This window comes from Vibrio rumoiensis 1S-45 (assembly GCF_000286955.2).
In the GTDB taxonomy this organism is placed as follows: Bacteria; Pseudomonadota; Gammaproteobacteria; order Enterobacterales; family Vibrionaceae; genus Vibrio; species Vibrio rumoiensis_A.
In genome coordinates, this window is the sequence record NZ_AJYK02000052.1 from 48241 (window position 1) to 72152 (window position 23912).

Genomic DNA, 23912 nt, shown 5'->3' on the forward strand with positions numbered 1-23912 from the left:
GTTATTTATCTCTGTCGTGTTTTTGATTTGGCGGGACAGGGTCATATCCCCCAGCATTTAAAGGATGGCATTTTAATAGACGTTTGCCAGATAACCAACACCCTTTTACAAAACCGTGCTCATTAATTGCTTCTATAGCATAAGTTGAACACGTTGGTGTAAAGCGACATCGAGGTCCAAGCAAAGGACTAATGATTCCTTTATATAGGTAAATTAACCTAATTGCTAACCACGATAAGGGCGAGATAGGCGATGCCATAACTTCTCAAATATTTTAAAAACTTCTTCGTTACTCAAATCTTGAGCACTCTTTTTCGCAATTACAACAAAATCTTTATTTGGCAATTGGCTTTGCTGTAAACGAAAACTTTCACGAGCTAAACGTTTAAAACGGTTACGACCAACGGCGGTTTTGATTTGTTTTTTAGGAACTGCTAATCCAAGTCTTGGATGGAGGAGTGTATTATTGCGAGCGATAATAGTGAAATGAGGGGAGCCTGCTCGATGAGCTTGCTGGAAGACGTTTTGATAATGCTCGGGAGTTAACAAACGTAACTCCCGAGTAAAAGTAGACTTAGTCAAAATAATTCAAGAATTATTTTGAAAGGCGCTTACGGCCTTTTGCACGACGTGCATTAATTGTCTTACGACCATTCTTAGTTGCCATACGAGCACGGAAACCGTGAGTACGTTTGCGCTTAAGAACAGTAGGTTGAAAAGTGCGTTTCATGGTAATTACCTTTACTGATCAGTAGTTTATAGGTTCTTGTTAAACCCGGTGTGAGATGTTTTATCCGACACCTCTCAACAAAGAGGCGGAATTGTAATCATTGACCGTCAAAGAGTCAATGCTACATGACAGAATAAAGCGCATTTATTGTGCTTTATTCTTGTCGTTGGCCTAAAAATCCGTGTGCGGATTATACGGTTTCTTATTGTAAGTGCAAGGATCCTATTGGATCCCAACCTGATTTAAAAACTTAATAAGCTGTGGATTAGTGGGATCTTTAAATATTTGATCCGGCGTTCCTTGTTCCACTATCTTGCCATTAGCCATATAGATCACTCGATCCGCGACTTCCCGAGCAAATTGCATTTCGTGAGTGACCACCAGCATGGTTTGGTGCTGCTTGGCTAATTTTTTCATTAAGGATAACACTTCACCGACCCATTCCGGATCAAGCGCAGAAGTTGGCTCATCAAATAATAATAGCTCTGGTTCAAATGCCATGGCTCGGCCAATACCTACACGTTGTTGCTGACCACCAGAGAGTGCAGCAGGGTAGCTATCGCCCTTGTCACCTAAGCCTATGTCATCCAAAATTTGTTGTGCGCGAGCAAGGGCATCACTTTTCTTCCAGCCTCTCACCGTGATTAAGCCTTCAGCAATATTTTGCCTTGCTGTCTGGTGAGAAAATAACGCGTAATTTTGAAATACAAAGCCGGTTTTACGGCGTAATGCCAATATATCGGCTTTGGTGTGCTTCTCGGCATTCACGGTAGCATCATCAATGCTAATCACGCCTTGTTCCGGGTATTCAAGAAAATTGACGCAGCGTAAAAGAGTGGATTTACCGGTACCGCTTGACCCTATAATGACGATGATTTCGCCTTTATTAATCTCAATATCCACGCCACTAAGCACTTCGGTGTTACCAAACGATTTGTGTAGATTTGAAATAGTGATCATCGTTGATACGCCTTGTTTAATTTATTTTCTGCCCAAGTTTGTACTTGAGTGAGGACTAACACTACACCCCAGTAGATCAAAGCAACCGCGAGGAATGCTTCGAAGAATCGAAAACTAGAAGAGGCTTCCATTTGTGCTTTCGCCATGATTTCAGCCACGCCTAATGTAAAGGCCAGAGAGGTTGATTTAATCATATCAATGAAATAGTTCATTAAAGAAGGCAGCGCAACGCGCGTGGCTTGAGGGAGAATGATACGGCGCATTGATTGGTAACGCGTCATTCCAATCGATAAACTGGCTTCCATTTGGCTTCGATCAATGCCGATAATAGCCGCGCGAATACTTTCGGCCATATAAGACGCAAAGTGCAACGTTAAACCAATAACGGCAGCGCTAAAAGCATCAATACCCACCATGATCGGGAATATCTGCGGCAAACCGTAATACAATAAGAATAACTGCACTAACAGAGGGGTACCACGGAAAAAGCTGATGTACAGTTGGCAAAGTTGGTTTAATACAGGCACCTTAAAGACGCGAATATTAGCCACAATCACCGCTAATATTAAGGCGAATACAACGCCCCAGATTGCCATTTCTAATGTTGTGCCTAAATATTTGAATAAGATAGGCAGAAGATCCAACATGTAATTAAAATCGAAATTCATGACTAAAGTGTATGTCCTTCCATTGGGCTAAATTGCCAGTTAACTTGCTCATCCGAGCGCTCTGCATGTAAGCGATACTGGTGATAGTGAGCGACTTTGCTCCGATGCGCAATACTTACCAGTGTGGTATTTGGCAGTTGTTTTGCGAGAATTTGGTAAATGTCACTTTCGGTTTCCTCATCTAACGATGAGGTCGCTTCATCTAAAAATAACCATTGTGGTTGTAAAATCAAAGCCCTAACAATAGCCACTCTTTGTTGTTCACCCGCAGACATGGTGTGTGACCAGTGTTGATGTTGATCTAATTGTGACGCAAAGTGCCCTAAATGACATAGATTCAATCGTTCTATTATCTCACTATCTTGTATATTGGTATCACGCTGTGGATAGCATAACACTTCTCTTAATGTTCCCTCTGGAAGGTATGGCTTTTGAGGAAGAAACAAACTGTGTTGCGATATTTCAATATGACCTTCTGAATAAGGCCAAATACCAGAGATGGTTTTTAATAAGGTGCTTTTTCCTATTCCTGATTGACCAGAAATTAAGGTATGTTGCCCCGACTGTAGTTGAATATCGTCTAACTGGCTTAATATTGTGCCGTTTGGTAATTTTACTTGGCAATGATGAATAGTGAGTTGATCTTGTTGGGTTTTAGTGACAACTAGCTGGCTGTGTTGCGCTTGTTGTTTGGTGGCTTGCATATCGTCGTTATAGCTGGTTAAACGGTCAACACTGGCCTTCCAACTGGCAATACTTGCGTAAGAGTCAACAAACCAACTGACCGCGCCCATCACTTGACCAAATGCATTATTGATTTGCATTAAGCCGCCCAGTTTTATTGCGCCTGAGAAAAAACTTGGCGCGGCAATCATAATAGGGAAGATAATAGCAATTTGGCTATAACCACTATTAAAGCCAACAATTTGCTTTTGTTTACGCATAATTTGCCAAGTATTTTTCCATACTTGGTTAAATTTAACTTCAAGTTGCTCTCGTTCTTTATTCTCACCTTGATAAAGTGCAATTCCTTCGGCATTTTCTCGTAGCCTAACTAAAGAATAACGAAAGTTAGCTTCAAGTTTTTGTTGAATAAAATTTAAGTTAATTAAAGGTTTACCAATTTTATGCATGATAAAACTGCCGACCGTCGCATAGATTAATGCCGCCCAGACCATGAAGCCTGGGATCGTCACTTGGTGACCTGCCAGATGAAAACTAAACGGGCCAGATAGGCCCCATAAAATAGTAATGAAAGAGGCTAAGGTTACTACTGAATTTAAAAGGCCAAGTGATAAGCTTAACGTGTCATTGGTAAATTGGTCGATATCTTCGGCAATACGTTGATCGGGGTTATCGGTTTGATGGTTGCCACGTTCGAGTTGAAAATAAGAGCGATCGTTCAGCCAATGAGTCAGGTAGGCATTGGTTAACCAACGACGCCAACGAAGTTGCAGCATCATATTTAAGTAAATTCGATAGACCGCGATAACAATGAAGATGGCCGCGATGATTGAAAATTTGATCAACAGGTGAGTAAACGCCGTTTTATCTAATTCTTGTAATGCATTATAAAAATCAGAATTCCACTGATTTAAGATCACCGACATGTACACCATGCCTAAATTGAGTGCCACAATGGCAATTAATAGCCCCCATGCCATCCATTTCTCTTCCGATTGCCAATAGGGTTTCGATAACTGCCAAACTTTTCCCAGAAAATGTTGGGAAGTAAGATGAAAAGATGGGCGGCTATTCATGTGTGGATTCCTAAAGGCAAAAAAGATGCAACTATGACCAAGAGTTGAAGATGAGGTTCATTGAACTAAGGGTAAAGGCAAAAATAAAGTTACATTTTGATACAAATAGCGATGAAAGGGTAGGGATTGAAAGTAAAAGGGCAGTAAAAGATAAACTAAAAAGCCGCGTTAAGCTGTCATAAACAGGCTCAACACGGCTTACATTATTGTTATTTGAATCTATGGTGAGCTAGGGAGTATTACTTTTTAGTAATATCCGCACCAAACCATTTTTCAGAAATCTTACCTAGTGTGCCGTCAGCACGCATTTCGCCTAGAGCTTTATTGACTTCAGTTTGCAGTTTTTGGCCTTTAGCATTATTGACAAATGGCCATGCGTTTTCGATGGTTTCAAACGGTTCGCCAGCCAGTTGAAGTGGCAAGCTAGTTTGTTTGATCAGCTGTAAAGCTGATAAACGGTCCATAATGAAAGCGTCAGAACGACCTAAAGCCACATCTTGTTCGATACCAGCATCGTAGGTTTTGATGTTGATCTTACCTTCTTTATCGTAACTACGAAGCACTTGCTCAAAGTTCGATCCTAGGTTAACCGCAACGGTTTTACCGGCAAGATCATCGACGCTTTTGATCGAATCATTGCCTTTCTTAACGGTGATTTGTACACCATCAACCACATAAGGATCAGAGAAGATATATTTCGCTTTACGCGTATCGGTGATCGTGACCTGATTTGAGATAGTATCAATTCGGCCAGTTTCTAATAATCCGAATAACCCAGAGAAGTTTGCAGTCACGTAAGTCACATGGTAGTCATTACGTTTTCCTATCTCATCCCATAAATCAACTTCAAAGCCTTGAAGCTTATCAAGTTTTTGAAATGTAAATGGAAAGTATGTGCCAGACATACCCACTTTAACTTCTTGCTCAGCAGCTTGTGCAAAATGGGTAACAGAAAGAAAAAGGGCTGCAGCGGTGACAATTTTATTTATAATACGGCTCATGGTTTATTCTCCAGATGATTTGGCCTTTATACTACGTTAAGTGCTATTGATAAATCTAAGAACAAGATGTTATTAACCATAACTAATGGTCTCAAACTTGCATAAGATATCAGCAAAGTAGCTGTGGGTAACTTTATCCTCTTTTTAGGTTATGCACATCCTAAAAGTGGGCTTAACTGCTTGGTTTAACATAAAATTGGGATAGCAATAGAAAAAACTGTGAATAACTTAGATCTTATTCACCGATCTAAGGATCTATTACTGGTGATCTTGTTGGTCAAGATGTAGAATTACATTCCTTTCAGATCATTTCATTTCGTGTGGGGTTAATGTGTCGTCTTCGTTATGGTTGCAATGCTTGCAACAGCTTCAAGAAGAGCTTCCTGCAACTGAATTCAGTATGTGGGTAAGACCCCTACAAGCTGAGCTCAATGACAATACTCTCACCTTATTTGCGCCTAACCGTTTTGTGTTGGATTGGGTGCGTGATAAGTATCTCAATAGTATTAATCGTTTATTGAATGAGTTTTGTGGGGCAGATACACCGAATCTTCATTTTGAAGTAGGCAGTAAGCCCGTTCAATCTACCAATGCTGTACCAAGAAGAACTGCTGCTGATGTTGCGGCTGAATCTTCTGCGCCTGCACAAGTACAACAAAGTCGTCCTTTGAATAAATCGTGGGATACGGGTCAGCGTGAAGTGGTGGTGGATGTTAACCATCGTTCAAACGTGAACCCTAAGCATAAGTTTCATAACTTTGTTGAAGGTAAATCAAACCAGTTAGGTTTGGCGGCTGCAAAACAGGTTGCTGATAACCCAGGGGCTTCTTACAACCCATTATTTTTATATGGTGGGACAGGCTTAGGTAAAACGCACCTTTTGCATGCTGTGGGTAATGCTATTGTTGCCAGTAAACCTGATGCTCGAGTGGTGTACATGCACTCAGAGCGTTTTGTGCAAGATATGGTAAAAGCATTGCAAACTAATGCGATTGAAGAATTCAAACGTTACTATCGTAGCCTAGACGCTTTACTGATTGATGATATTCAATTCTTTGCCAATAAAGAGCGTACTCAAGAAGAGTTTTTCCATACCTTTAATGCTTTATTGGAAGGTAATCAGCAAATCATCTTAACGTCTGACCGTTATCCAAAAGAGATCAACGGGGTCGAAGATCGCTTAAAATCTCGCTTTGGCTGGGGTTTAACCGTGGCGATAGAACCGCCAGAGCTTGAAACTCGTGTGGCGATTTTGATGAAAAAAGCCGAAGACCATCAAATTACCTTGGCTGATGAAGTAGCGTTCTTTATTGCTAAGCGCTTGCGTTCAAATGTTCGTGAGTTGGAAGGCGCGCTAAACCGCGTTATTGCCAACGCTAATTTTACTGGCCGTCCAATCACTATTGATTTTGTGCGAGAAGCATTGCGTGACTTATTAGCGTTACAAGAAAAGCTGGTCACTATCGATAATATTCAAAAAACCGTCGCAGAATATTACAAAATTAAAGTAGCTGACTTATTATCTAAACGTCGTTCTCGTTCGGTAGCGCGTCCTCGTCAGTTGGCGATGGCATTATCGAAAGAATTAACCAACCATAGCTTGCCAGAAATTGGCGATGCGTTTGGTGGTCGCGACCATACAACGGTGCTTCATGCTTGCCGTAAAATCAAAGAACTTCGTGAAGAGAGCCATGACATTAAAGAAGACTATTCGAATTTGATTCGTACCCTTTCTTCTTAATAGCTTATCCGTTACGCAAGCTTAGGCCGTGTTTTTAATAGAATTAGATTATTTAGAGTAGATTATGAAATTTACCATTGAACGAACCCAATTGATTAAACCATTACAACAAGTTTCTGGTGCTTTAGGTGGCCGTTCCACCTTGCCTATTTTGGGCAACTTATTAATCAAAGTTGATAATGGTGAACTTTCGATCACGGCTACGGACCTCGAAGTTGAACTGGTTTGTCGTTTAACTTTGAGTGGCGACTTTGAACCGGGCAGCACGACCGTCCCTTCTCGTAAATTCTTGGATATTTGCCGAGGCTTACCCGATAGCTCCCAGATTGATGTGACGTTAGATGATGAACGCTTGCTGATCAAATCAGGCCGAAGCCGTTTCTCTTTGGCAACCTTGCCAGCGTCTGATTTCCCAAATATTGAAGATTGGCAAAGTGAAGTTGAAGTGACGGTGACCCAGATTGAGTTACGCCACTTAGTCGAAAAAACTCAGTTTTCTATGGCGAACCAAGATGTTCGTTATTACTTAAACGGTATGTTGTTTGAAATAGAAGGTACGACGCTACGTGCTATCGCGACCGATGGCCACCGTATGGCGGTATCGGAAACCGCGTTGGTTGGAGAATATCCACAACAACAAGTGATCGTGCCACGTAAAGGGGTGCTTGAGCTGGTTAAGTTGTTGGATCGCCCTGATGAAAGCGTGACACTGCAAATTGGTAGCTCAAATATTCGCGCCAATGTAAATGAATTTACCTTCACCTCTAAGCTGGTGGATGGTCGTTTCCCTGACTATCGTCGCGTTATGCCTCAGCACAGTAATAAAACGCTTGAAGCCGATTGTGAAGCGCTGCGTCAATCATTTTCTCGTGCGGCAATTCTATCCAATGAAAAATTCCGTGGCGTACGCGTGAACCTTGCAGGGTCAGAAATGCGTATTACCGCCAATAACCCAGAACAAGAAGAAGCGGAAGAAAACCTCGATGTGAACTATCAAGGTGAGCCGTTAGAAATAGGTTTTAACGTGAGCTATGTGTTGGATATTTTAAACACCTTAAAATGCCAAACGGTTCGTATGTCATTAAGCGATGCTAACGCCAGTGCTTTAGTTGAAAACGTAGATGATGCCTCGGCCATGTACGTTGTAATGCCAATTCGCCTGTAGTCATACCGGTTAGTGAAACCGTTACTTTGAAAGTAAAGATAACTCTATTGAAATATCCTAAAGTGATGGGCTAATTAATGCCTTTGGTACGTTTAGCCATTCAACAGTTTCGTAATATTAAAGCCTGTGATCTTCAGTTATCACCAGGCTTTAATTTTCTTGTCGGGCCTAATGGCAGCGGTAAAACCAGTGTGCTTGAGGCTATTTACTTGCTGGGGCATGGTCGCTCATTTAAAAGCACATTGACTGGACGAGTGATCCAAAATGAGCAATCGGAACTGTTTGTTCATGGTCGTTTCATGTCTGAAGATGACTATGAATTACCGATTGGGATCAACAAACAGCGCGATGGCAGTAGTGAAGTAAAAATTGGTGGGCAAAGTGGGCAGAAAATTGCTCAATTGGCGCAAATTTTGCCTTTGCAACTAATTCATACTGAAGGGTTTGAATTACTCACTGAAGGGCCTAAGTTTCGTCGCTCGTTTATTGATTGGGGCGTTTTTCATACCCAACCCAGTTTTTATGAAAAATGGTCTCGTTTAAAACGTTTAATTAAGCAACGCAACGCATTATTGAAAAGCGCCACGCATTATCAAGAATTAAGTTACTGGGATTTGGAATTAGCCGAATTAGCCGAAACCATTAGCCAATGGCGCTTGGAGTATGTTAATCAGCTTAAACAGGTCGCCCAACAGATTTGTGGTGTATTTTTACCTGAATTTGAAGTGAAAATTCAGTATTATAGGGGCTGGGATAAAGACACCCCATACGCGGATATTTTACAAAAGAATTTCGAGCGAGATCAGCAACTCGGCTACACGTTTAGCGGGCCGAATAAAGCGGATCTCAAACTCAAAATCAATGCGACACCGGTCGAAGATGTGTTGTCTCGTGGACAACTTAAATTAATGGTTTGCGCATTGCGGTTAGCGCAAGGGCAACATCTAACACAATCGACAGGTAAGCAATGTATTTATTTAATTGATGACTTTGCTTCAGAGCTAGATAGTCAACGCCGAGGGCGACTTGCTGAGTATTTAAAGCAAACGCAGGCACAGGTTTTTGTAAGTTCTATTACTGCAAGTCACATTGCTGAAATGCAAAGTGAAAATAGCAGGATGTTTCATGTGGAACATGGCAAAATAGAGCAAGGATAATTAAGGCGAGAACAATTCATGTCGAATAACAATGATTCTGCAAATAGCTACGATTCATCGAGTATTAAAGTACTTAAAGGGCTGGATGCAGTGCGTAAGCGTCCAGGAATGTATATCGGTGATACCGATGATGGTACCGGCCTTCACCACATGGTGTTTGAGGTCGTCGATAACTCAATTGATGAAGCATTAGCTGGTCATTGTTCAGACATCATTATTACCATTCACGAAGATAATTCGGTTTCGGTAAGCGATGACGGTCGTGGTATTCCGACTGAAATGCACGAAGAAGAAGGCGTTTCGGCTGCCGAAGTTATCATGACGGTACTGCACGCTGGTGGTAAGTTCGATGATAACTCTTATAAAGTATCGGGTGGTTTGCATGGTGTGGGTGTTTCGGTCGTAAACGCCCTGTCTGAAAAAGTGGAATTGACCATCAAACGCCAAGGTGAAATTTTCCAACAGATTTATAAGCATGGTGTTCCTGAAGCGCCACTTGCTGTGATTGGTAAAACAGACGGTACAGGTACTTGTATCCGCTTCTGGCCGAGTGAAGAAACCTTTACTAACATCGAGTTCCATTACGAAATTTTGGCGAAGCGTTTACGTGAATTATCATTCCTAAACTCAGGCGTTTCGATTAAATTAACGGATGAGCGTGAAGAAGATAAATCGGATCACTTTATGTTTGAAGGGGGCATCCGTGCTTTCGTTGAGCATCTAAACCGCAACAAAACTCCAATTCACCAAAAGATTTTCTATTTTGACCATGCGCGTGAAGAAGACGGTATTACCGTTGAAGTAGCAATGCAATGGAACGATGGCTTCCAAGAAGGTGTGTACTGTTTCACCAACAACATCCCACAACGCGATGGTGGTACTCACTTAGCTGGTTTCCGTGGCGCATTAACGCGTACACTGAATAACTTCATGGACAAAGAAGGTTACTCTAAGAAAGCCCAAGCGGCGACTTCGGGTGATGATGCTCGTGAAGGTCTAACCGCAGTAGTTTCGGTAAAAGTGCCGGATCCAAAGTTCTCAAGCCAAACCAAAGATAAACTGGTTTCTTCTGAAGTGAAATCAGCGGTTGAGTCAGCGATGAACGAGAAGCTGTCTGAGTTCTTAATTGAAAACCCAGGCGAAGCAAAAATTGTTTGTGGCAAAATCATTGATGCGGCTCGTGCTCGTGAAGCTGCGCGTAAAGCACGTGATATGACTCGTCGTAAAGGCGCATTAGATTTAGCCGGTCTACCGGGTAAACTGGCGGATTGCCAAGAAAAAGATCCTTCTCTTTCTGAACTATACATAGTGGAAGGGGACTCTGCTGGCGGATCAGCCAAGCAGGGACGTAACCGTAAAAACCAAGCGATTCTGCCGCTTAAAGGTAAAATCCTTAACGTTGAAAAAGCCCGTTTTGATAAAATGTTGTCTTCTCAAGAAGTAGCAACGCTGATTACCGCACTTGGTTGTGGTATCGGACGTGACGAATACAACCCAGACAAACTGCGTTACCACAACATCATCATCATGACCGATGCCGATGTCGATGGTTCTCACATTCGTACTTTGCTATTGACCTTCTTCTACCGTCAAATGCCAGAGTTGATTGAACGTGGTTACATCTATATTGCCCAGCCACCACTTTACAAAGTGAAGAAAGGTAAGCAAGAGCAATACATTAAAGATGAAGACGCAATGGAGCTATACCAAGCGGGTCTAGCTTTAGATAATGCGGGTTTATATGTAAATACAGATGCTCCTGCATTAACGGGTGAAGCACTTGAAAAGCTAGTTCTTCAATACAATGAAGGCATGAAGCTAGTGAAACGAATGAGCCGTCGTTATCCGCATGCGATGATCAATGAGCTGACTTACATTCCTCGCTTAACCGCAGAAATGTGTAAAGATGCGACTCAAGTTCAAGCTTGGGGACAAAAATTGGTTGAGCAACTCAATGCTAAAGAAGTCGGTGCAAGCCAATACTCACTAGAAGTGGAAAAACACGAAGAGTTGGGTGTGAGCATTGCTAAGCTGGTGGTTCGTACTCACGGTGTTATGCATGAATATGTCGTGTCATTAGACTTATTGAACTCGAAAGAATACGGTCGTTTAGCGGATTTATCGGAAGCGTTAGATGGTTTAATTGAAGAAGGTGCTTACGTGAAACGTGGTGAGCGTACTCAGCCTGTTAGTAGCTTCTCAGAAGCATTAGACTGGTTAATTAAAGAGTCTCGTCGTGGTTTATCTCTACAACGTTACAAAGGTCTAGGTGAGATGAACCCAGATCAGCTTTGGGAAACCACTATGGATCCAGAAACTCGTCGCATGATGCAAGTCACCATTGATGATGCCGTTGCATCGGATGAATTGTTTACGACATTAATGGGTGACCAAGTTGAACCTCGTCGTAAGTTCATCGAAGACAACGCATTGAAAGTAGCTAACCTAGACGTTTAGATACCTGACATCTAGTTTCACGAAAGAATAAGAACCTTGGTTAGCCATACCGAGGTTTTTTATTTATTTTTTACTATGCTCTCTTGAAAGCTGATGCACTCATCCATATATCAAGTTATGAAGGAGATGCCATTAGGGTCTTCTGAAAAGTTAATTGAGTATTGCCAATGATAACTGCGTCGATGACGGGTTTAGGGATATGGATTAACACACAATTTGAAATTGCAGGATTAAGCTCGGGCTTTAACTGCACACTATTGCTTAAATAAGAGGATAGTATTATGCGTAATGTAGACTTCTCACCTTTATATCGTAATGCCATTGGTTTTGATCGTTTATTAAACCTAATGGAAACCAATAATGCCAAGAACACCTCTGGCGGATACCCTCCATACAATATCGAGAAAAAAGACGATAACCACTTCCGTATTACCATGGCGGTAGCCGGTTTCTCAGAAGAGCACCTTGATATTACCCAACACGAAAATATGCTAATTGTTCGCGGTGAACGCAAACCGGAAGAAGGTAAAAACTACGTTTATCAAGGTATTGCTGAGCGTGATTTTGAGCGTAAATTCCAATTAGCCGATTACGTCAAAGTATTGGGTGCGGATATGGAAAATGGTTTATTGCATGTAGATTTGGAACGTGAAATTCCCGAAGCGATGCAACCACGAAAAATTGCCATTAACGGTAAAGAGCTGCTAGAAAACCATTAAGTTAGAAAATAACCAATCTAGCCAGTTGATAAAGGAAGAGAAGGGTGCCAAATGGGGCACCCTTTTTTGTATCCTGAATACTTGAAGCTACTACTTCAGTTACTTTGGGTATGCATACTAATTTTGTTGATACGCTTTATTCACTTCCTCGGCAATAATTTCAATACCACGCTGCATATCTTGTTCATTTTGTACGTAATTCATGCGTAAGCACTGATGGGCGTGATCCCATTTTTCGTTATTTTCATCATTCTCTTGGCCGAAGAAGAAATATTCTCCCGGAACAATTAATACACCACGCGCTTTGAGGCGTTGATACAGTTCCATCGTCGTGATCGGCAATTCATCAAACCATAGCCATAAGAAGATCGCGCCTTCTGGTTTGTGGATTTTAAAGCGTTGATCGGTAATTGCGTTTTGCAATAATTCAACAGCATGCTGCGCTTTACGTTGGTAATACGGTTTGATCACATTCTCGCTTAGAGGCAATAAATCCCCTTGGTTGATCATGTGAGTGGCAAGGGCTGGCCCAATGCTGCTTGGTGCTAAATTGACGATGCCATTGATATTGGTCATAGCTTGAGTGATCGCTTCACTGGCAATCACAATGCCACAACGAACGCCGGGTAAACCGAGTTTAGATAAGCTCATGCATAAAATGGTGTTGTCATTCCAAAATGGCGTCACTTCTTCAAAAATGATATTCGGGAATGGGGTGCCGTAGGCGTTATCAATGATCAGCGGAATATTGTTGGCACGCGCCAGTTTATCGAGCTTACACACTTCTTCATCGGTCAATACATTACCGGTTGGGTTGGTTGGGCGAGAGGCACAAATGGCGGCCACTGACTCATCGACATGTACTTGCTCAAAATCAACATGATATTTGAACATGCGGTTATCGAGCATTTCAATTTCTGGGTGATAAGAGACAAAAATATCATCGTCGATACCGGCATCGCTATAACCAATGTATTCTGGAGCAAGTGGCAGCAATATTTTTTTATGGCTGCCATCGGCTTGTTTGCCTGCAAATAAATTAAAGAGTGAGAAAAAGGCACTTTGGCTGCCGTTGGTCAGGCTGATGTTCTTGGCGCTAATGTCCCAACCGTAAGTGGTTTTAAGTAATTCTGCCAAGGCTTGAGTAAAAGCATCTTTCCCTTTAGGACCATCGTAATTGGTCATGGCGGCGATCAGTTCACCGTTGTCGAGCATATCTAAGCTGGCTTGTTTAAAGTAATCGAGCATTTCTGGAATGGCGGCCGGATTACCACCACCGAGCATGATCGCACCGGGAGTGCGCAGCCCTTCGTTCAAATCATCCATTAACTGGGTAATGCCCGAGTAGCGATTAAACTTGTCACCAAACTTAGAAAATTGCATGAAACACCTAATCTTTATTATTGTCATTGGCCTTTGATATGAAGGCACAACATACCTAATTGTGCTTATTAGATAAAGAGGGTTGTTGAGTTTATTTCAACGGTTCACGGGGGATTCTTAGCGAATAGAACTGATATTCAGAAGAAAACAATTGGGAGATGATTTATGGCGCTCTTGAAAATGCACATCCTTATCCTCATTTATCTAATCATAAGAACGTATGTACTTGTCTTATTGACGTTGCAGTGGTGTGACCATGTTAGTTGTCATTACTTGTCGCTTTTCTGCAATGTTCATAGTTGAGTATAAAACAATACGACAACTCTCCACTCTGGTTGATTCTTGTAACCATGAGCCCTTTATTTTCGCTGCACTAGGATATCATTATGACTGACATGTTATTTCAACCTTATCGTCTCAACGATACGTTAACTTTATCTAACCGCATTACCATGGCACCTTTAACTCGCTGTATGGCTGATGATGATTTGGTACCAACGGATCAAATGGTCGCTTATTACGCTCGTCGCGCTGATGTGGGTTTGATCATTAGCGAAGCGACCATCATTCGTGCCGATGGCCAAGGTTTTCCAAATACACCGGGGTTATTTACTCAGGCGCAAATTGACGGTTGGAAGAAAGTTACTTCAGCGGTACATGACAATGGCGGCAAGATTTTTGCTCAGTTATGGCATTTAGGTCGCCAAGCGCATTCGCATTATTTTGGAGAAGGCACGGTTTATGCACCTTCTGCCCTGCAAATTGAGGGTACTTTACCTCGTGCGCGTGACTTTCATTATGAGATGCCAAAAGCGGCTAGCCATGACGAGATTGCTCAATTGGTAGCGGATTACACTCAAGCGGCTAAAAACGCAATTGAAGCTGGGTTTGATGGGGTAGAAATTCATGCAGCTAACGGTTATTTAATTGATCAATTCCTGCATTTTGATACTAACCGTCGTGATGATGAATACGGTCAAACAGTCGAAAATATGTCACGTTTTGCACTCGACATTACTGATTCAATTAGTGCGGCCATTGGCAAAGATCGTACGGCGATTCGCTTGTCTCCAGCGGCTTATACTCACATTGAAATTGATGCTCGTGATAAGGAAGTATTTGATTACCTGTTAGCTCAGCTGTCAGAGCGAGATCTTGCTTATGTGCATGCTGGTATTTTTGATGACAGCGTGGTGTACGAGCACTTAGGCGGTAAAGTTTCTGAATACATGCGTAAGCAGTTTAAAGGTCACTTTATGGCGGTGGGGGGTTACTCGCCTAATCAAGCGGCGAATCATATTGCGAACAATGATTTTGATTTGATTGCGATTGGTCGACCATTAATCGCCAATCCAGATTACATTGAAAAAGTAAAAACAGGCCAACCACTGACGGAATACAATGTCGATATGTTGGCTGAATTGGTTTAAAAACCCCAAGCGATAATGAAAAATAATAAGCCCAGTGAGCAGTGATGCTGACTGGGCTTTGTTTTGTTGGTAATGTTATTTTTAGATGAATTTTCAACCTTCCTAGGTCAAACAAACGCATCCCAATCAATCTTAGTGATACGCTCATCGGCGATATACACCAACACATCACCTTGCTTAATTGCGTGCTCTAACGGAGGGTTCAGTGCTAAACCTTCGCCTTGGTTAATCGCAATTAGAATCGCATCATATTTCTGCTTAAAACGTGAAAATACCGTATTAAAGCTGGTGGCTTGGCCTTGATAGGTCACCATGTATTGAGTCATGCCTAAAGCGTTATTTACTAACTCATAATGCAGTTGGCTTGAGCCGGGATCGACTGCCGACTTCGCTATCATTTCTGACGCAATGGATGGAATACATTCCACATTTTTACAATGTTGTTTGAGTAGGGTGCCTAAATGGGCATCCCTAAAGTAAGTCACGATGTGAGCGTTAGGGTTTTCATTGGCGCAATTTAGCCCAGCAGCCATAATGTCGTTATCACTGTCTAAATCAATAATGATGGTTTTGGCTTTACTGACACCCGCTTTTGCCATGTCTTGTTCATCGGTGAATGAGCTCACATGCACAAATTCTATTTTGCTAGGAAAAGGGTTTTCAATTTGTTGAGCGGAACACAACACAATGGCTTGATGCGTGCTTTTGATTTCGTGTAACAGCATTTCGATTAGATGAGGAGTACGCTCTTCACTCCAGCCTAAAATTAAAATATGGTTATCTACATTCACTTTTCTATGCCCCATTAATCGTGCTTTCCACAGTTGAATGGCGTTGGCGGCTAAGCGGCCCACGACCATTGCAAATAAACCCACACCGCCCGGAATAATAAACAGTGCTGTCACCCATTTTCCCATAACGGTTTGTGGCGACATATCACCATAACCGACGGTCGAACCAGTCACCATAATGTAGTAAATAAAATCAGTAAAAGGGGTTAGGGCTTCTTCTTGAGCGATATCCAACAGCACCCAAGCCAGCACTAAATAAATCCCTAAAGCGATCAGTAAGTTTTTGCCACTGAGCCGATTAAATTTAGCCGTGAACCAGCGATGAAGCTTTTGCAGTATTGGCACGTAGACTTAATCCTTTTCCCTTGGTACTAAAATAAATAAAAAGCCCAAGCTAATAATAGCTTGGGCTTATCTTGACGACTTTTAGTGCAACGACCAAGGATGTTTTTGTAACAACAACTATCGAGTCACGCTATTTAATCATTTAGTGTTTTTGGCGACGCTTATTTTTGCAATAAAGAGATGTCCGCGATCTGCAAGAACAAGTTACGTAAGTTGTTCAACAGAGTTAAACGGTTTTTCTTCAGCGCTTCGTCATCGGCCATTACCATGACGTTATCGAAGAAAGCATCGACAGGTTCGCGTAGTGCAGCCAACTTGCTTAATGCTTGTTGGTAGTCACCCGTTGCAAATGCAGGCTCTAGGGCTTCGGTCATGACTTCAACGTTTTCAGCCAGTGCTTTTTCGGCGTCTTCTTGCAGTAACGCAAGGTCGATATCAGCGCTTAATTCACCATCGAATTTAGCCAGAATGTTCCCCACACGCTTGTTGGCGGCAGCCAGTGCTTCGGCAGCATCCAATTCACGGAAGTGTGATACTGCTTTTACGCGTTGGTCGAAATCCAGTGGTTTGGTTGGACGACGAGCCAATACCGCTTGAATGATATCAATACTAAAGCCAGCGTCTTGATACCAAGCGCGGAAGCGACCTAGCATAAATTCAAGCACATCTTCTTCAACATTCTTGTTGCTAAGATCAACGTTAAATTGAGCTTTGGCTTGAGCGATCAAGTCAATCAGGTCTAGGTTGTAGCCTTTTTCAACGATGATGCGCAAAATGCCTAATGCCGCGCGGCGTAGAGCAAATGGATCCGAACCTTTTGGTGCTTGGCCAATACCGAAGATGCCAACCAGCGTATCCAGTTTGTCTGCCATCGCAACTGCTGCTGCAACGTTTGAGCTTGGTAATTCGTCCCCAGCAAAACGTGGCATGTATTGCTCGTTTAGCGCAACCGCCACTTCTTCATCTTCACCATCATGGCGAGCATAGTGCATGCCCATCACGCCTTGAGTATCGGTGAATTCAAATACCATTGAGGTCATCAAATCACATTTGGCTAATAGACCTGCACGTTTTGATTTGGTTACGTCTGCGCCAATCGCTTCAGCAATTAAGCCGGCAAGCTCGGTGATGCGATCGGTTTTATCTTTGATAGTACCCAGTTGTTTCTGGAATATCGCCGTTTCTAGCTCAGGTAGGTGAGATTCTAGTGTGCGCTTACGGTCGGTGTTAAAGAAGAACTCCGCATCCGCTAAACGTGGGCGAACGACTTTTTCGTTGCCTTCGATCACTTGACGTGGATCTTTAGATTCGATGTTCGAAACAAAGATGAAGTTAGGTAGCAGCTTCTTGTTGTCATCATAGACAGGGAAGTATTTCTGGTCGCCTTTCATGGTATACACCAAGGCTTCTGAAGGTACTTTCAAGAACTCTTCTTCAAATTTTGCGGTCAATACTACTGGCCATTCAACCAAAGAGGTGACTTCTTCTACTAAGTCATCTTCTAGATCGGCGATACCGCCAACCGCTGCTGCCGCTTTTTGTGAATCACGCAGAATAATGGCTTTACGTGCTTCGTAATCAGCCATCACTTTACCGCGCTCTTCTAGCAAGCTTGGGTATTGGTCGGCGTGATCGATAGTGAATTCACGTTCACCCATGAAACGGTGTCCACGAATGGTGCGCGCAGAAGCCACGCCTAAGATTTCACCTTCGATCAGCTCATCACCCAATAAAATAGTTAAGGTTTTTACTGGGCGAATAAATTGTGTGTCTTTGTCAGCCCAACGCATTGGTTTGGCGATTGGTAGGTTGGCTAATGCTTTAGCTGCCATATCAACCACTAAATCTTTAACTGCTTGGCCTTTGACTTGTTGTTTGTGCAGTAGCCATTCACCTTTGTCGGTTTTTAGGCGTTCCGCTTGTTCAACGGTGATGCCATTACCGCGAGCCCAGCCTTGAGCCGCTTTAGTTGGGTTACCATCGGCATCGAAAGCAGAAGAGATCGCAGGGCCACGTTTTTCAACGATTTTGTCCTGTTGGCCTTCTTCTAGTTCGGTGACTTTTAGGGCCAAACGACGAGGCGCGGCGTACCATTTTACGCCTTGATGAGCGATATCCGCGGCTTTTAATTCGGCTTCAAAGTTTGCCGCAAAGGCTTCTGCTAGAGTGCGAAGTTGCGTTGGTGGTAGCTCTTCGGTACCGAGTTCAATTAGAAAATTCTTCGCCATGATTACTTCTCCTCACCTTTGCTTTTCACGTCACTATTTTTACACATTGGGAAGCCTAAAGCCTCACGAGAAGCGTAGTAAGCTTCTGCAACGGACTTAGTTAGGTTGCGAATACGTAAGATATAACGTTGACGTTCGGTGACTGAAATTGCTTTACGTGCATCGAGTAAGTTAAAGGCATGGCCTGCTTTTAAAATCCGCTCGTAAGCGGGCAGAGGAAGCGGTTTTTCTAGCTCAAGTAAGTGCAGACATTCTTTTTCACATTGATCGAAAAAGGTGAATAGGAAATCCACATCAGCATGTTCGAAGTTGTAGGTTGATTGCTCAACTTCATTTTGATGGAAAATGTCACCATAGGTTACTTTGCCTAATGGGCCATCTGTCCAGACGAGGTCGTAAACGGAATCGACTTCTTGAATGTACATCGCAAGACGCTCGATACCGTAAGTGATCTCACCGGTAACTGGCTTACATTCAAGACCACCCACTTGTTGGAAGTAAGTAAACTGAGTTACTTCCATGCCGTTTAACCACACTTCCCAGCCAAGCCCCCAAGCGCCTAAAGTTGGGTTTTCCCAGTTATCTTCCACAAAACGAATGTCATGAATAAGTGGGTCAATACCAAGGACTTCCAGCGAGCCTAAGTAAAGCTCTTGAATGTTGTCTGGTGATGGTTTGATTATCACTTGGAATTGATAATAGTGCTGAAGACGGTTTGGGTTTTCGCCATAACGACCGTCGGTTGGACGGCGTGAAGGTTGCACGTAAGCAGTAGCAATTGGCTCTGGACCAATTGCGCGAAGGCAAGTCATCGGGTGTGAGGTGCCAGCACCTACTTCCATATCTAAAGGTTGAACAATGGTACAGCCGACTTGGGCCCAATAATCCTGCAGCGCGAGGATCATTCCTTGAAAGGTTTTGACGTCGTATTTTTGCATAACTTTATTTGCCTACTCAGTTCGCGCAATGATTGAAAATGGATAATTTTAAAAATAGTGATTCAGTATAGCGAGTTCACTTATTCGCCTCAATCTGTGATTGCAGTAAAAGCAAATGATTGCAGTAAAACAGATGAACTTATATGCTTTTGCGACAAAAAAGCCATAAATCAGGCTAAATCATAAGAAAAGTGAGCAATTGATAATGTTAGATGTAATGTTTTTGGCGCTAGCCTTGAGTATGGATGCATTTGCTGTGTCTATTGGTTTAGGGTCAAAGTTGGGCACTCAAACCAATAAGCCGATGTCACTTGCTATAAAAGCGGGCGTGTATTTTGGTGTGGCTCAAGCGGTCATGCCATTCATTGGTTTCCTTGGTGGACAAGGCGTTTTAGGTTGGGTGGAAGATTATGCCCCATATATTGCTTTTGTTTTATTGTTGTTTATTGGTGGCAAGATGATTTACGAATCATTTGTTGAAGGTATTGAAGAGGATTTTTGCCAAATTACTCATCGAGTTATGTTAACGCTGGCTATTGCCACCAGCATTGATGCGATGGCAGCGGGCTTTAGTTTGCCACTACTTGGCGTGAACCCATTTATTGCCTGTGCCTTAATCGGTATTGTGACTTTTGCCTTTAGTTTCTTGGGTGTGTTTATTGGGCGTAAAAGTGGCACCTGGCTGGAAAGCAAAGCAGAGCTTTTAGGTGGCGTAGTGTTAATTATCATTGCCTTTAAGTTTTTGTTGGTGTGATAGAAATTCACCTTATTGTCATACCCATCATCTACACTTAAACAAGGTTATTTAGATCGTGTGAGGTGAGCATTATGTTGACACGTTATGCAAATATGACTCCAAAAAACCAAAGTTATCTTTTTACCTTTGGTTTGGCGTTAACCTTGATAGGTATGGCGGTGACTGATATGTGGTTGCCGATGGTGGTTGGAGCTATTGTGTTAGCGGCTTTGGCGGTAGAGTCTTGGATTCGAAACTTGTATATCATTCCGATGAAGAAGCAGATTAAAGAGTTAAATGTGCGTTTAGCTCGGCTAGAACATAAAGAGTAAAAAGCAGGCAGCCATAGGGTTGCCTGTTTTTTATGGCGTAATTTTTTAGATAAAGTGATGAATTACCTTAAGCCTTTTTTGATCAAAAATTGATAAGGTAGGCTGTCGGTTTCAGTGCCCAGCAACTGATGATCCATAAAGCGACAGAAGCTGGGAATATCACGTGTGGTTGAAGGATCGTCTGCGGTGACCAGCAATACTTCGCCTTCTTGCATGGTGCGGATTGTTTTTCTGACCATCATTACAGGTTCTGGGCAGCGTAAGCCTTGTGCGTCGAGTATTTTGTTGGCGTTTTTAGGGTCAAATGACATGGCTTGTGAACTCTATAGTGTGATCTAGGGCGTAAATTGAGCCGAGATAATACCGATGGAGAAAAAAAAGGCAATATTGACTTAGCAAACTCTCATTTTGTTCACTAGGTTTATAGTGTGAGTGACCAAGATATAACTTCTCGCTTCCAATCTGAATCTATTTTTATCCAGCTTAGGATTTTCCGCCAGTGTGGTTTCACACTTGGCGGTTTTTTATTTTAGTCATGGGGTATTTTGTATTTTATTGCCAATCAATGCTTTCTTCGGCGTGCTTTTCACACTCTGTTTTGACTAAATCAAATAAAATGGCGCCAGTTTTTGAACAAACCCAATCATCATTCGTGAATTTGAAGTGATATCCGCCAGATTTAGACGCTAACCAGATCTCGTGCATCGGTTCTTGGCGGTTAATAATAATTTGGCTGCGATTTTCAAATTCGAGTGTCATCACATTACCGGATACCTCGTAATCAATGTCAGCCTCTGAGTTATCAATGGCTTCTTCGATTTGCGTCATTTGTAGATCAACTAATTGGTGAAATTCCGTATCATTCATGCTGGTTTATCCTATTTCTTGATAGCGCTTGGCTATTGCTTTTCTTGTGTGTGGTGCGATTATAGGGGGCATTAAATCATTAATCACGATATCAAAATGAAAAAACCTATTTTAGCGGGAATAATGCTGTCAGTAACGGTATTAGCAGGGTGTGGTCAAACAGGTGCTTTATATTTGCCACAAGATGCGCCAGAGCCTGTCAATACAGAAGCGGTCAGCATTAAAGGGTCGGATGGCAGCGTAACCAAACAACCAGCTGCGGACCAAGCAGTCAGCGCAGCACAATCTACTTTGCCTGAATCAGAGCAACAAGCACAATAAGGAAGAGAACATTGGATTTTTTTAATTATCAGGATGATGGTCAGCTTTGGGCTGAAGACGTCTCTCTTACACAATTAGCCGAGCAATATGGAACACCTCTTTATGTGTATTCTCGTGCCACATTAGAGCGTCATTGGAAGGCATTTGATTCTTCAGTGGGCGAACACCCACATTTAGTGTGTTATGCAGTCAAAGCGAATTCTAATATTGGTGTGCTTAATGTGTTGGCTCGCCTTGGTTCAGGTTTTGATATTGTGTCTGGTGGTGAGCTTGAGCGTGTGATTGCCGCTGGTGGCGATCCGAAAAAAATCGTGTTCTCTGGTGTGGGTAAAACGCCAAGCGAGATGAAGCGTGCATTAGAGCTTGGTATTAAATGTTTTAACGTTGAATCCGAGCCAGAGCTTGAGCGTTTAAATAAAGTCGCCGGTGATTTGGGCGTTAAAGCGCCAATTTCATTGCGTATTAATCCAGATGTTGATGCACATACTCATCCTTATATTTCGACTGGCTTACGTGATAATAAATTTGGTATTGCGTTTGATCGCGCACCGGAAGTGTATAAATTTGCCAATAGCTTAGAAAACTTAGATATCCACGGTATTGATTGCCATATCGGTTCTCAGTTAACGGATTTAACTCCATTCATTGATGCCACCGATCGCCTGTTGGCTTTAATTGACGCATTGACTGAGCAAGGCATTAATATTCGTCACCTTGATGTCGGTGGTGGTTTAGGTGTGGTGTATCGTGATGAATTGCCACCTCAACCGTCTGAATACGCTAAAGCGTTATTGTCCCGTTTAGATAACCATAGTCACCTTGAATTAGTGTTTGAGCCAGGTCGCGCGATTGCGGCGAATGCAGGCGTGTTATTAACCAAAGTAGAATTGCTCAAACCAACCGAGCATAAAAACTTTGCGATTATAGATGCGGCAATGAATGACTTAATTCGCCCTTCGCTATACCAAGCTTGGATGGATATTGTTCCAGTTTCGCCTCGTAAAGGTGAAGTGACGACTTACGATTTAGTTGGACCAATTTGTGAAACCGGTGACTTCTTAGGGAAAGACCGCGAGTTGGTGCTGGAAGAAGGTGATCTGCTAGCGGTACGTTCTGCAGGTGCTTATGGCTTTGTGATGTCTTCGAACTACAACACGCGTGCTCGCGCCGCAGAAGTGATTGTTGATGGCAAGCAAGCGCATTTAGTGCGTCAACGTGAAGAATTGACATCTTTGTGGGAACTGGAAAGTATCCTACCGCAATAAATACAGCAATTTACGCCCTAGATTTTGACTAGGGCGTTTTATTTGAATAAATGAGGCGATATGCATTTCCATTTTTCTAAAATGCACGGTTTGGGTAACGACTTTATGGTGGTCGATTGTATTACTCAAAACATCTTCTTTTCACCGGAATTGATTCGTCGCTTAGCCGATCGTCATACGGGCGTAGGGTTTGATCAATTATTGGTGGTGGAAGCGCCCTACGATCCAGAAACCGATTTTCATTATCGTATTTTTAATGCCGATGGCAGTGAAGTGGAGCAATGTGGTAATGGCGCACGCTGTTTTGCCCGCTTTGTTCGTATGAAAGGCTTAACCAATAAATACAGCATTAATGTTAGCACCAAAAAAGGCCGCATGGTCTTAAAAGTCGAAAGCCTTGATTCGGTGACAGTGAACATGGGGCAACCTATTTTTGAACCAAGCAAGATCCCATTTAAAGCCAAACAAGCTGAAAAAACCTACATTCTACGTGCCGGTGAGCATACGTTATTCTGTGGTGCCGTTAGCATGGGTAACCCGCATGTGGTGACGATTGTCGAGGATGTGAATACCTTCGATGTCGATACAGTTGGCCCGTTGCTTGAATCGCATGAGCGCTTCCCTGAACGTGTAAATGCCGGTTTTATGCAGATTATCGACCGAAATAACGTAAAACTACGTGTTTATGAACGTGGTGCCGGTGAGACGCAAGCTTGTGGCAGTGGTGCTTGTGGCGCAGTGGCAATAGGAATTGACCAAGGGCTGTTAGATTCGGATGTTACCGTACAATTACCTGGTGGCACGTTAAAAATCTACTGGCAAGGTGCGGGTAAGCCGCTACACATGACAGGCCCGGTTGCGCATGTCTATGATGGCCAAATTACCTGTTAACATATTAATAATATCAATAGAGAAATG

23 protein-coding genes and 1 pseudogene are annotated in these 23912 nt (G+C 42.6%); 11 read left to right on the top strand and 13 right to left on the bottom strand.

Features of this window, described 5'->3' with window-relative positions:
* Nucleotide 1: 1 nt before the first annotated feature.
* The 7 genes from yidD to A1QC_RS06630 form a co-directional block, all read right to left on the bottom strand.
* Complete coding sequence (gene yidD / locus A1QC_RS15335; protein ID WP_084021853.1) at nucleotides 2-259, bottom strand: membrane protein insertion efficiency factor YidD; 258 nt, start codon at nucleotides 257-259, stop codon at nucleotides 2-4.
* Nucleotides 226-549 carry a ribonuclease P protein component gene (gene rnpA, locus A1QC_RS06605; RefSeq protein ID WP_017024263.1) on the bottom strand — a complete coding sequence of 108 codons (324 nt, stop codon included), beginning with the start codon at nucleotides 547-549 and terminating at the stop codon, nucleotides 226-228. Before rnpA ends, yidD begins: the two co-directional genes overlap by 34 nt.
* Before the next feature lie 46 nt (nucleotides 550-595).
* Nucleotides 596-730: a 50S ribosomal protein L34 gene (gene rpmH / locus A1QC_RS06610; protein WP_017024264.1), complete on the bottom strand. Its 135-nt coding sequence runs from the start codon at nucleotides 728-730 to the stop codon at nucleotides 596-598.
* A gap of 222 nt (nucleotides 731-952) precedes the next feature.
* A complete protein-coding gene (locus tag A1QC_RS06615; protein ID WP_017024265.1) occupies nucleotides 953-1690 on the bottom strand; it encodes an amino acid ABC transporter ATP-binding protein in 738 nt (245 codons plus the stop codon).
* On the bottom strand, nucleotides 1687-2358 hold the full coding sequence (locus A1QC_RS06620) for an amino acid ABC transporter permease (RefSeq protein ID WP_017024266.1): 672 nt from the start codon (nucleotides 2356-2358) through the stop codon (nucleotides 1687-1689). The genes A1QC_RS06615 and A1QC_RS06620 overlap by 4 nt, the downstream gene beginning before the upstream one ends.
* 2 nt (nucleotides 2359-2360) lie before the next feature.
* Nucleotides 2361-4118 (bottom strand): ABC transporter ATP-binding protein/permease, encoded by a 1758-nt coding sequence (locus A1QC_RS06625; RefSeq protein WP_017024267.1) that lies wholly within the window; start codon nucleotides 4116-4118, stop codon nucleotides 2361-2363.
* Between the two features lie 239 nt (nucleotides 4119-4357).
* Nucleotides 4358-5119 carry a transporter substrate-binding domain-containing protein gene (locus A1QC_RS06630; RefSeq protein WP_017024269.1) on the bottom strand — a complete coding sequence of 254 codons (762 nt, stop codon included), beginning with the start codon at nucleotides 5117-5119 and terminating at the stop codon, nucleotides 4358-4360.
* Between the two features lie 331 nt (nucleotides 5120-5450).
* Between A1QC_RS06630 and dnaA the strand changes: the two genes are divergently transcribed.
* The 5 genes from dnaA (at nucleotide 5451) to A1QC_RS06655 (ending at nucleotide 12358) form a co-directional block, all read left to right on the top strand.
* Nucleotides 5451-6860, top strand: coding sequence for a chromosomal replication initiator protein DnaA (gene dnaA / locus A1QC_RS06635; RefSeq protein ID WP_017024270.1), 1410 nt, complete (start codon nucleotides 5451-5453; stop codon nucleotides 6858-6860).
* Nucleotides 6861-6924: 64 nt separating this feature from the next.
* Nucleotides 6925-8025: a DNA polymerase III subunit beta gene (gene dnaN, locus A1QC_RS06640; RefSeq protein WP_017024271.1), complete on the top strand. Its 1101-nt coding sequence runs from the start codon at nucleotides 6925-6927 to the stop codon at nucleotides 8023-8025.
* 77 nt (nucleotides 8026-8102) lie between these two features.
* Nucleotides 8103-9182, top strand: coding sequence for a DNA replication/repair protein RecF (recF, locus tag A1QC_RS06645; RefSeq protein ID WP_017024272.1), 1080 nt, complete (start codon nucleotides 8103-8105; stop codon nucleotides 9180-9182).
* Between the two features lie 18 nt (nucleotides 9183-9200).
* Entirely contained in the window at nucleotides 9201-11639 is a 2439-nt protein-coding gene (gene gyrB, locus A1QC_RS06650) for a DNA topoisomerase (ATP-hydrolyzing) subunit B (protein ID WP_017024273.1), read from the top strand.
* Between the two features lie 281 nt (nucleotides 11640-11920).
* Complete coding sequence (locus tag A1QC_RS06655; RefSeq protein WP_017024274.1) at nucleotides 11921-12358, top strand: Hsp20 family protein; 438 nt, start codon at nucleotides 11921-11923, stop codon at nucleotides 12356-12358.
* A gap of 117 nt (nucleotides 12359-12475) precedes the next feature.
* Here the strand turns inward: A1QC_RS06655 and A1QC_RS06660 are convergent, their stop codons facing one another.
* On the bottom strand, nucleotides 12476-13741 hold the full coding sequence (locus A1QC_RS06660; RefSeq protein WP_017024275.1) for a valine--pyruvate transaminase: 1266 nt from the start codon (nucleotides 13739-13741) through the stop codon (nucleotides 12476-12478).
* A 386-nt stretch (nucleotides 13742-14127) separates the two neighbouring features.
* Here A1QC_RS06660 and A1QC_RS06665 point away from each other — a divergent pair, with 386 nt between their 5' ends.
* A complete protein-coding gene (locus A1QC_RS06665; protein ID WP_017024276.1) occupies nucleotides 14128-15171 on the top strand; it encodes an alkene reductase in 1044 nt (347 codons plus the stop codon).
* Nucleotides 15172-15278: 107 nt separating this feature from the next.
* On the opposite strand, the gene A1QC_RS06670 is transcribed toward A1QC_RS06665, so the two are convergent.
* The 3 genes from A1QC_RS06670 to glyQ form a co-directional block, all read right to left on the bottom strand.
* Nucleotides 15279-16307, bottom strand: coding sequence for an ion channel (locus A1QC_RS06670; protein ID WP_017024277.1), 1029 nt, complete (start codon nucleotides 16305-16307; stop codon nucleotides 15279-15281).
* A gap of 161 nt (nucleotides 16308-16468) precedes the next feature.
* Complete coding sequence (glyS, locus tag A1QC_RS06675; protein WP_017024278.1) at nucleotides 16469-18535, bottom strand: glycine--tRNA ligase subunit beta; 2067 nt, start codon at nucleotides 18533-18535, stop codon at nucleotides 16469-16471.
* A gap of 2 nt (nucleotides 18536-18537) precedes the next feature.
* Nucleotides 18538-19473, bottom strand: coding sequence for a glycine--tRNA ligase subunit alpha (gene glyQ / locus A1QC_RS06680; protein WP_017024279.1), 936 nt, complete (start codon nucleotides 19471-19473; stop codon nucleotides 18538-18540).
* Nucleotides 19474-19678: 205 nt separating this feature from the next.
* On the opposite strand from glyQ, the gene A1QC_RS06685 reads away from it, so the two are divergent.
* Both A1QC_RS06685 and A1QC_RS06690 read left to right on the top strand, forming a co-directional pair.
* Entirely contained in the window at nucleotides 19679-20227 is a 549-nt protein-coding gene (locus A1QC_RS06685) for a manganese efflux pump MntP (protein WP_017024280.1), read from the top strand.
* A gap of 74 nt (nucleotides 20228-20301) precedes the next feature.
* Nucleotides 20302-20541, top strand: a complete 240-nt coding sequence (locus A1QC_RS06690) for a hypothetical protein (protein ID WP_017024281.1) — start codon at nucleotides 20302-20304, stop codon at nucleotides 20539-20541.
* A 62-nt stretch (nucleotides 20542-20603) separates the two neighbouring features.
* On the opposite strand, the gene tusA is transcribed toward A1QC_RS06690, so the two are convergent.
* Both tusA and cyaY read right to left on the bottom strand, forming a co-directional pair.
* Nucleotides 20604-20852 carry a sulfurtransferase TusA gene (gene tusA, locus A1QC_RS06695; RefSeq protein ID WP_017024282.1) on the bottom strand — a complete coding sequence of 83 codons (249 nt, stop codon included), beginning with the start codon at nucleotides 20850-20852 and terminating at the stop codon, nucleotides 20604-20606.
* A 241-nt stretch (nucleotides 20853-21093) separates the two neighbouring features.
* The gene (gene cyaY, locus A1QC_RS06700) at nucleotides 21094-21408 is read right to left on the bottom strand and encodes an iron donor protein CyaY (RefSeq protein WP_017024283.1); all 315 of its coding nucleotides are present in this window, start codon (nucleotides 21406-21408) and stop codon (nucleotides 21094-21096) included.
* A 96-nt stretch (nucleotides 21409-21504) separates the two neighbouring features.
* Here cyaY and lptM point away from each other — a divergent pair.
* The 3 genes and pseudogenes from lptM to dapF all read left to right on the top strand — a co-directional run.
* Nucleotides 21505-21603 (top strand): annotated as a pseudogene (gene lptM / locus A1QC_RS15690) (LPS translocon maturation chaperone LptM); the annotation flags it as partial.
* 137 nt (nucleotides 21604-21740) lie between these two features.
* Complete coding sequence (gene lysA / locus A1QC_RS06710; protein WP_017024285.1) at nucleotides 21741-22994, top strand: diaminopimelate decarboxylase; 1254 nt, start codon at nucleotides 21741-21743, stop codon at nucleotides 22992-22994.
* Between the two features lie 60 nt (nucleotides 22995-23054).
* Nucleotides 23055-23885, top strand: a complete 831-nt coding sequence (gene dapF, locus A1QC_RS06715) for a diaminopimelate epimerase (protein ID WP_017024286.1) — start codon at nucleotides 23055-23057, stop codon at nucleotides 23883-23885.
* Nucleotides 23886-23912 lie beyond the last annotated feature (27 nt).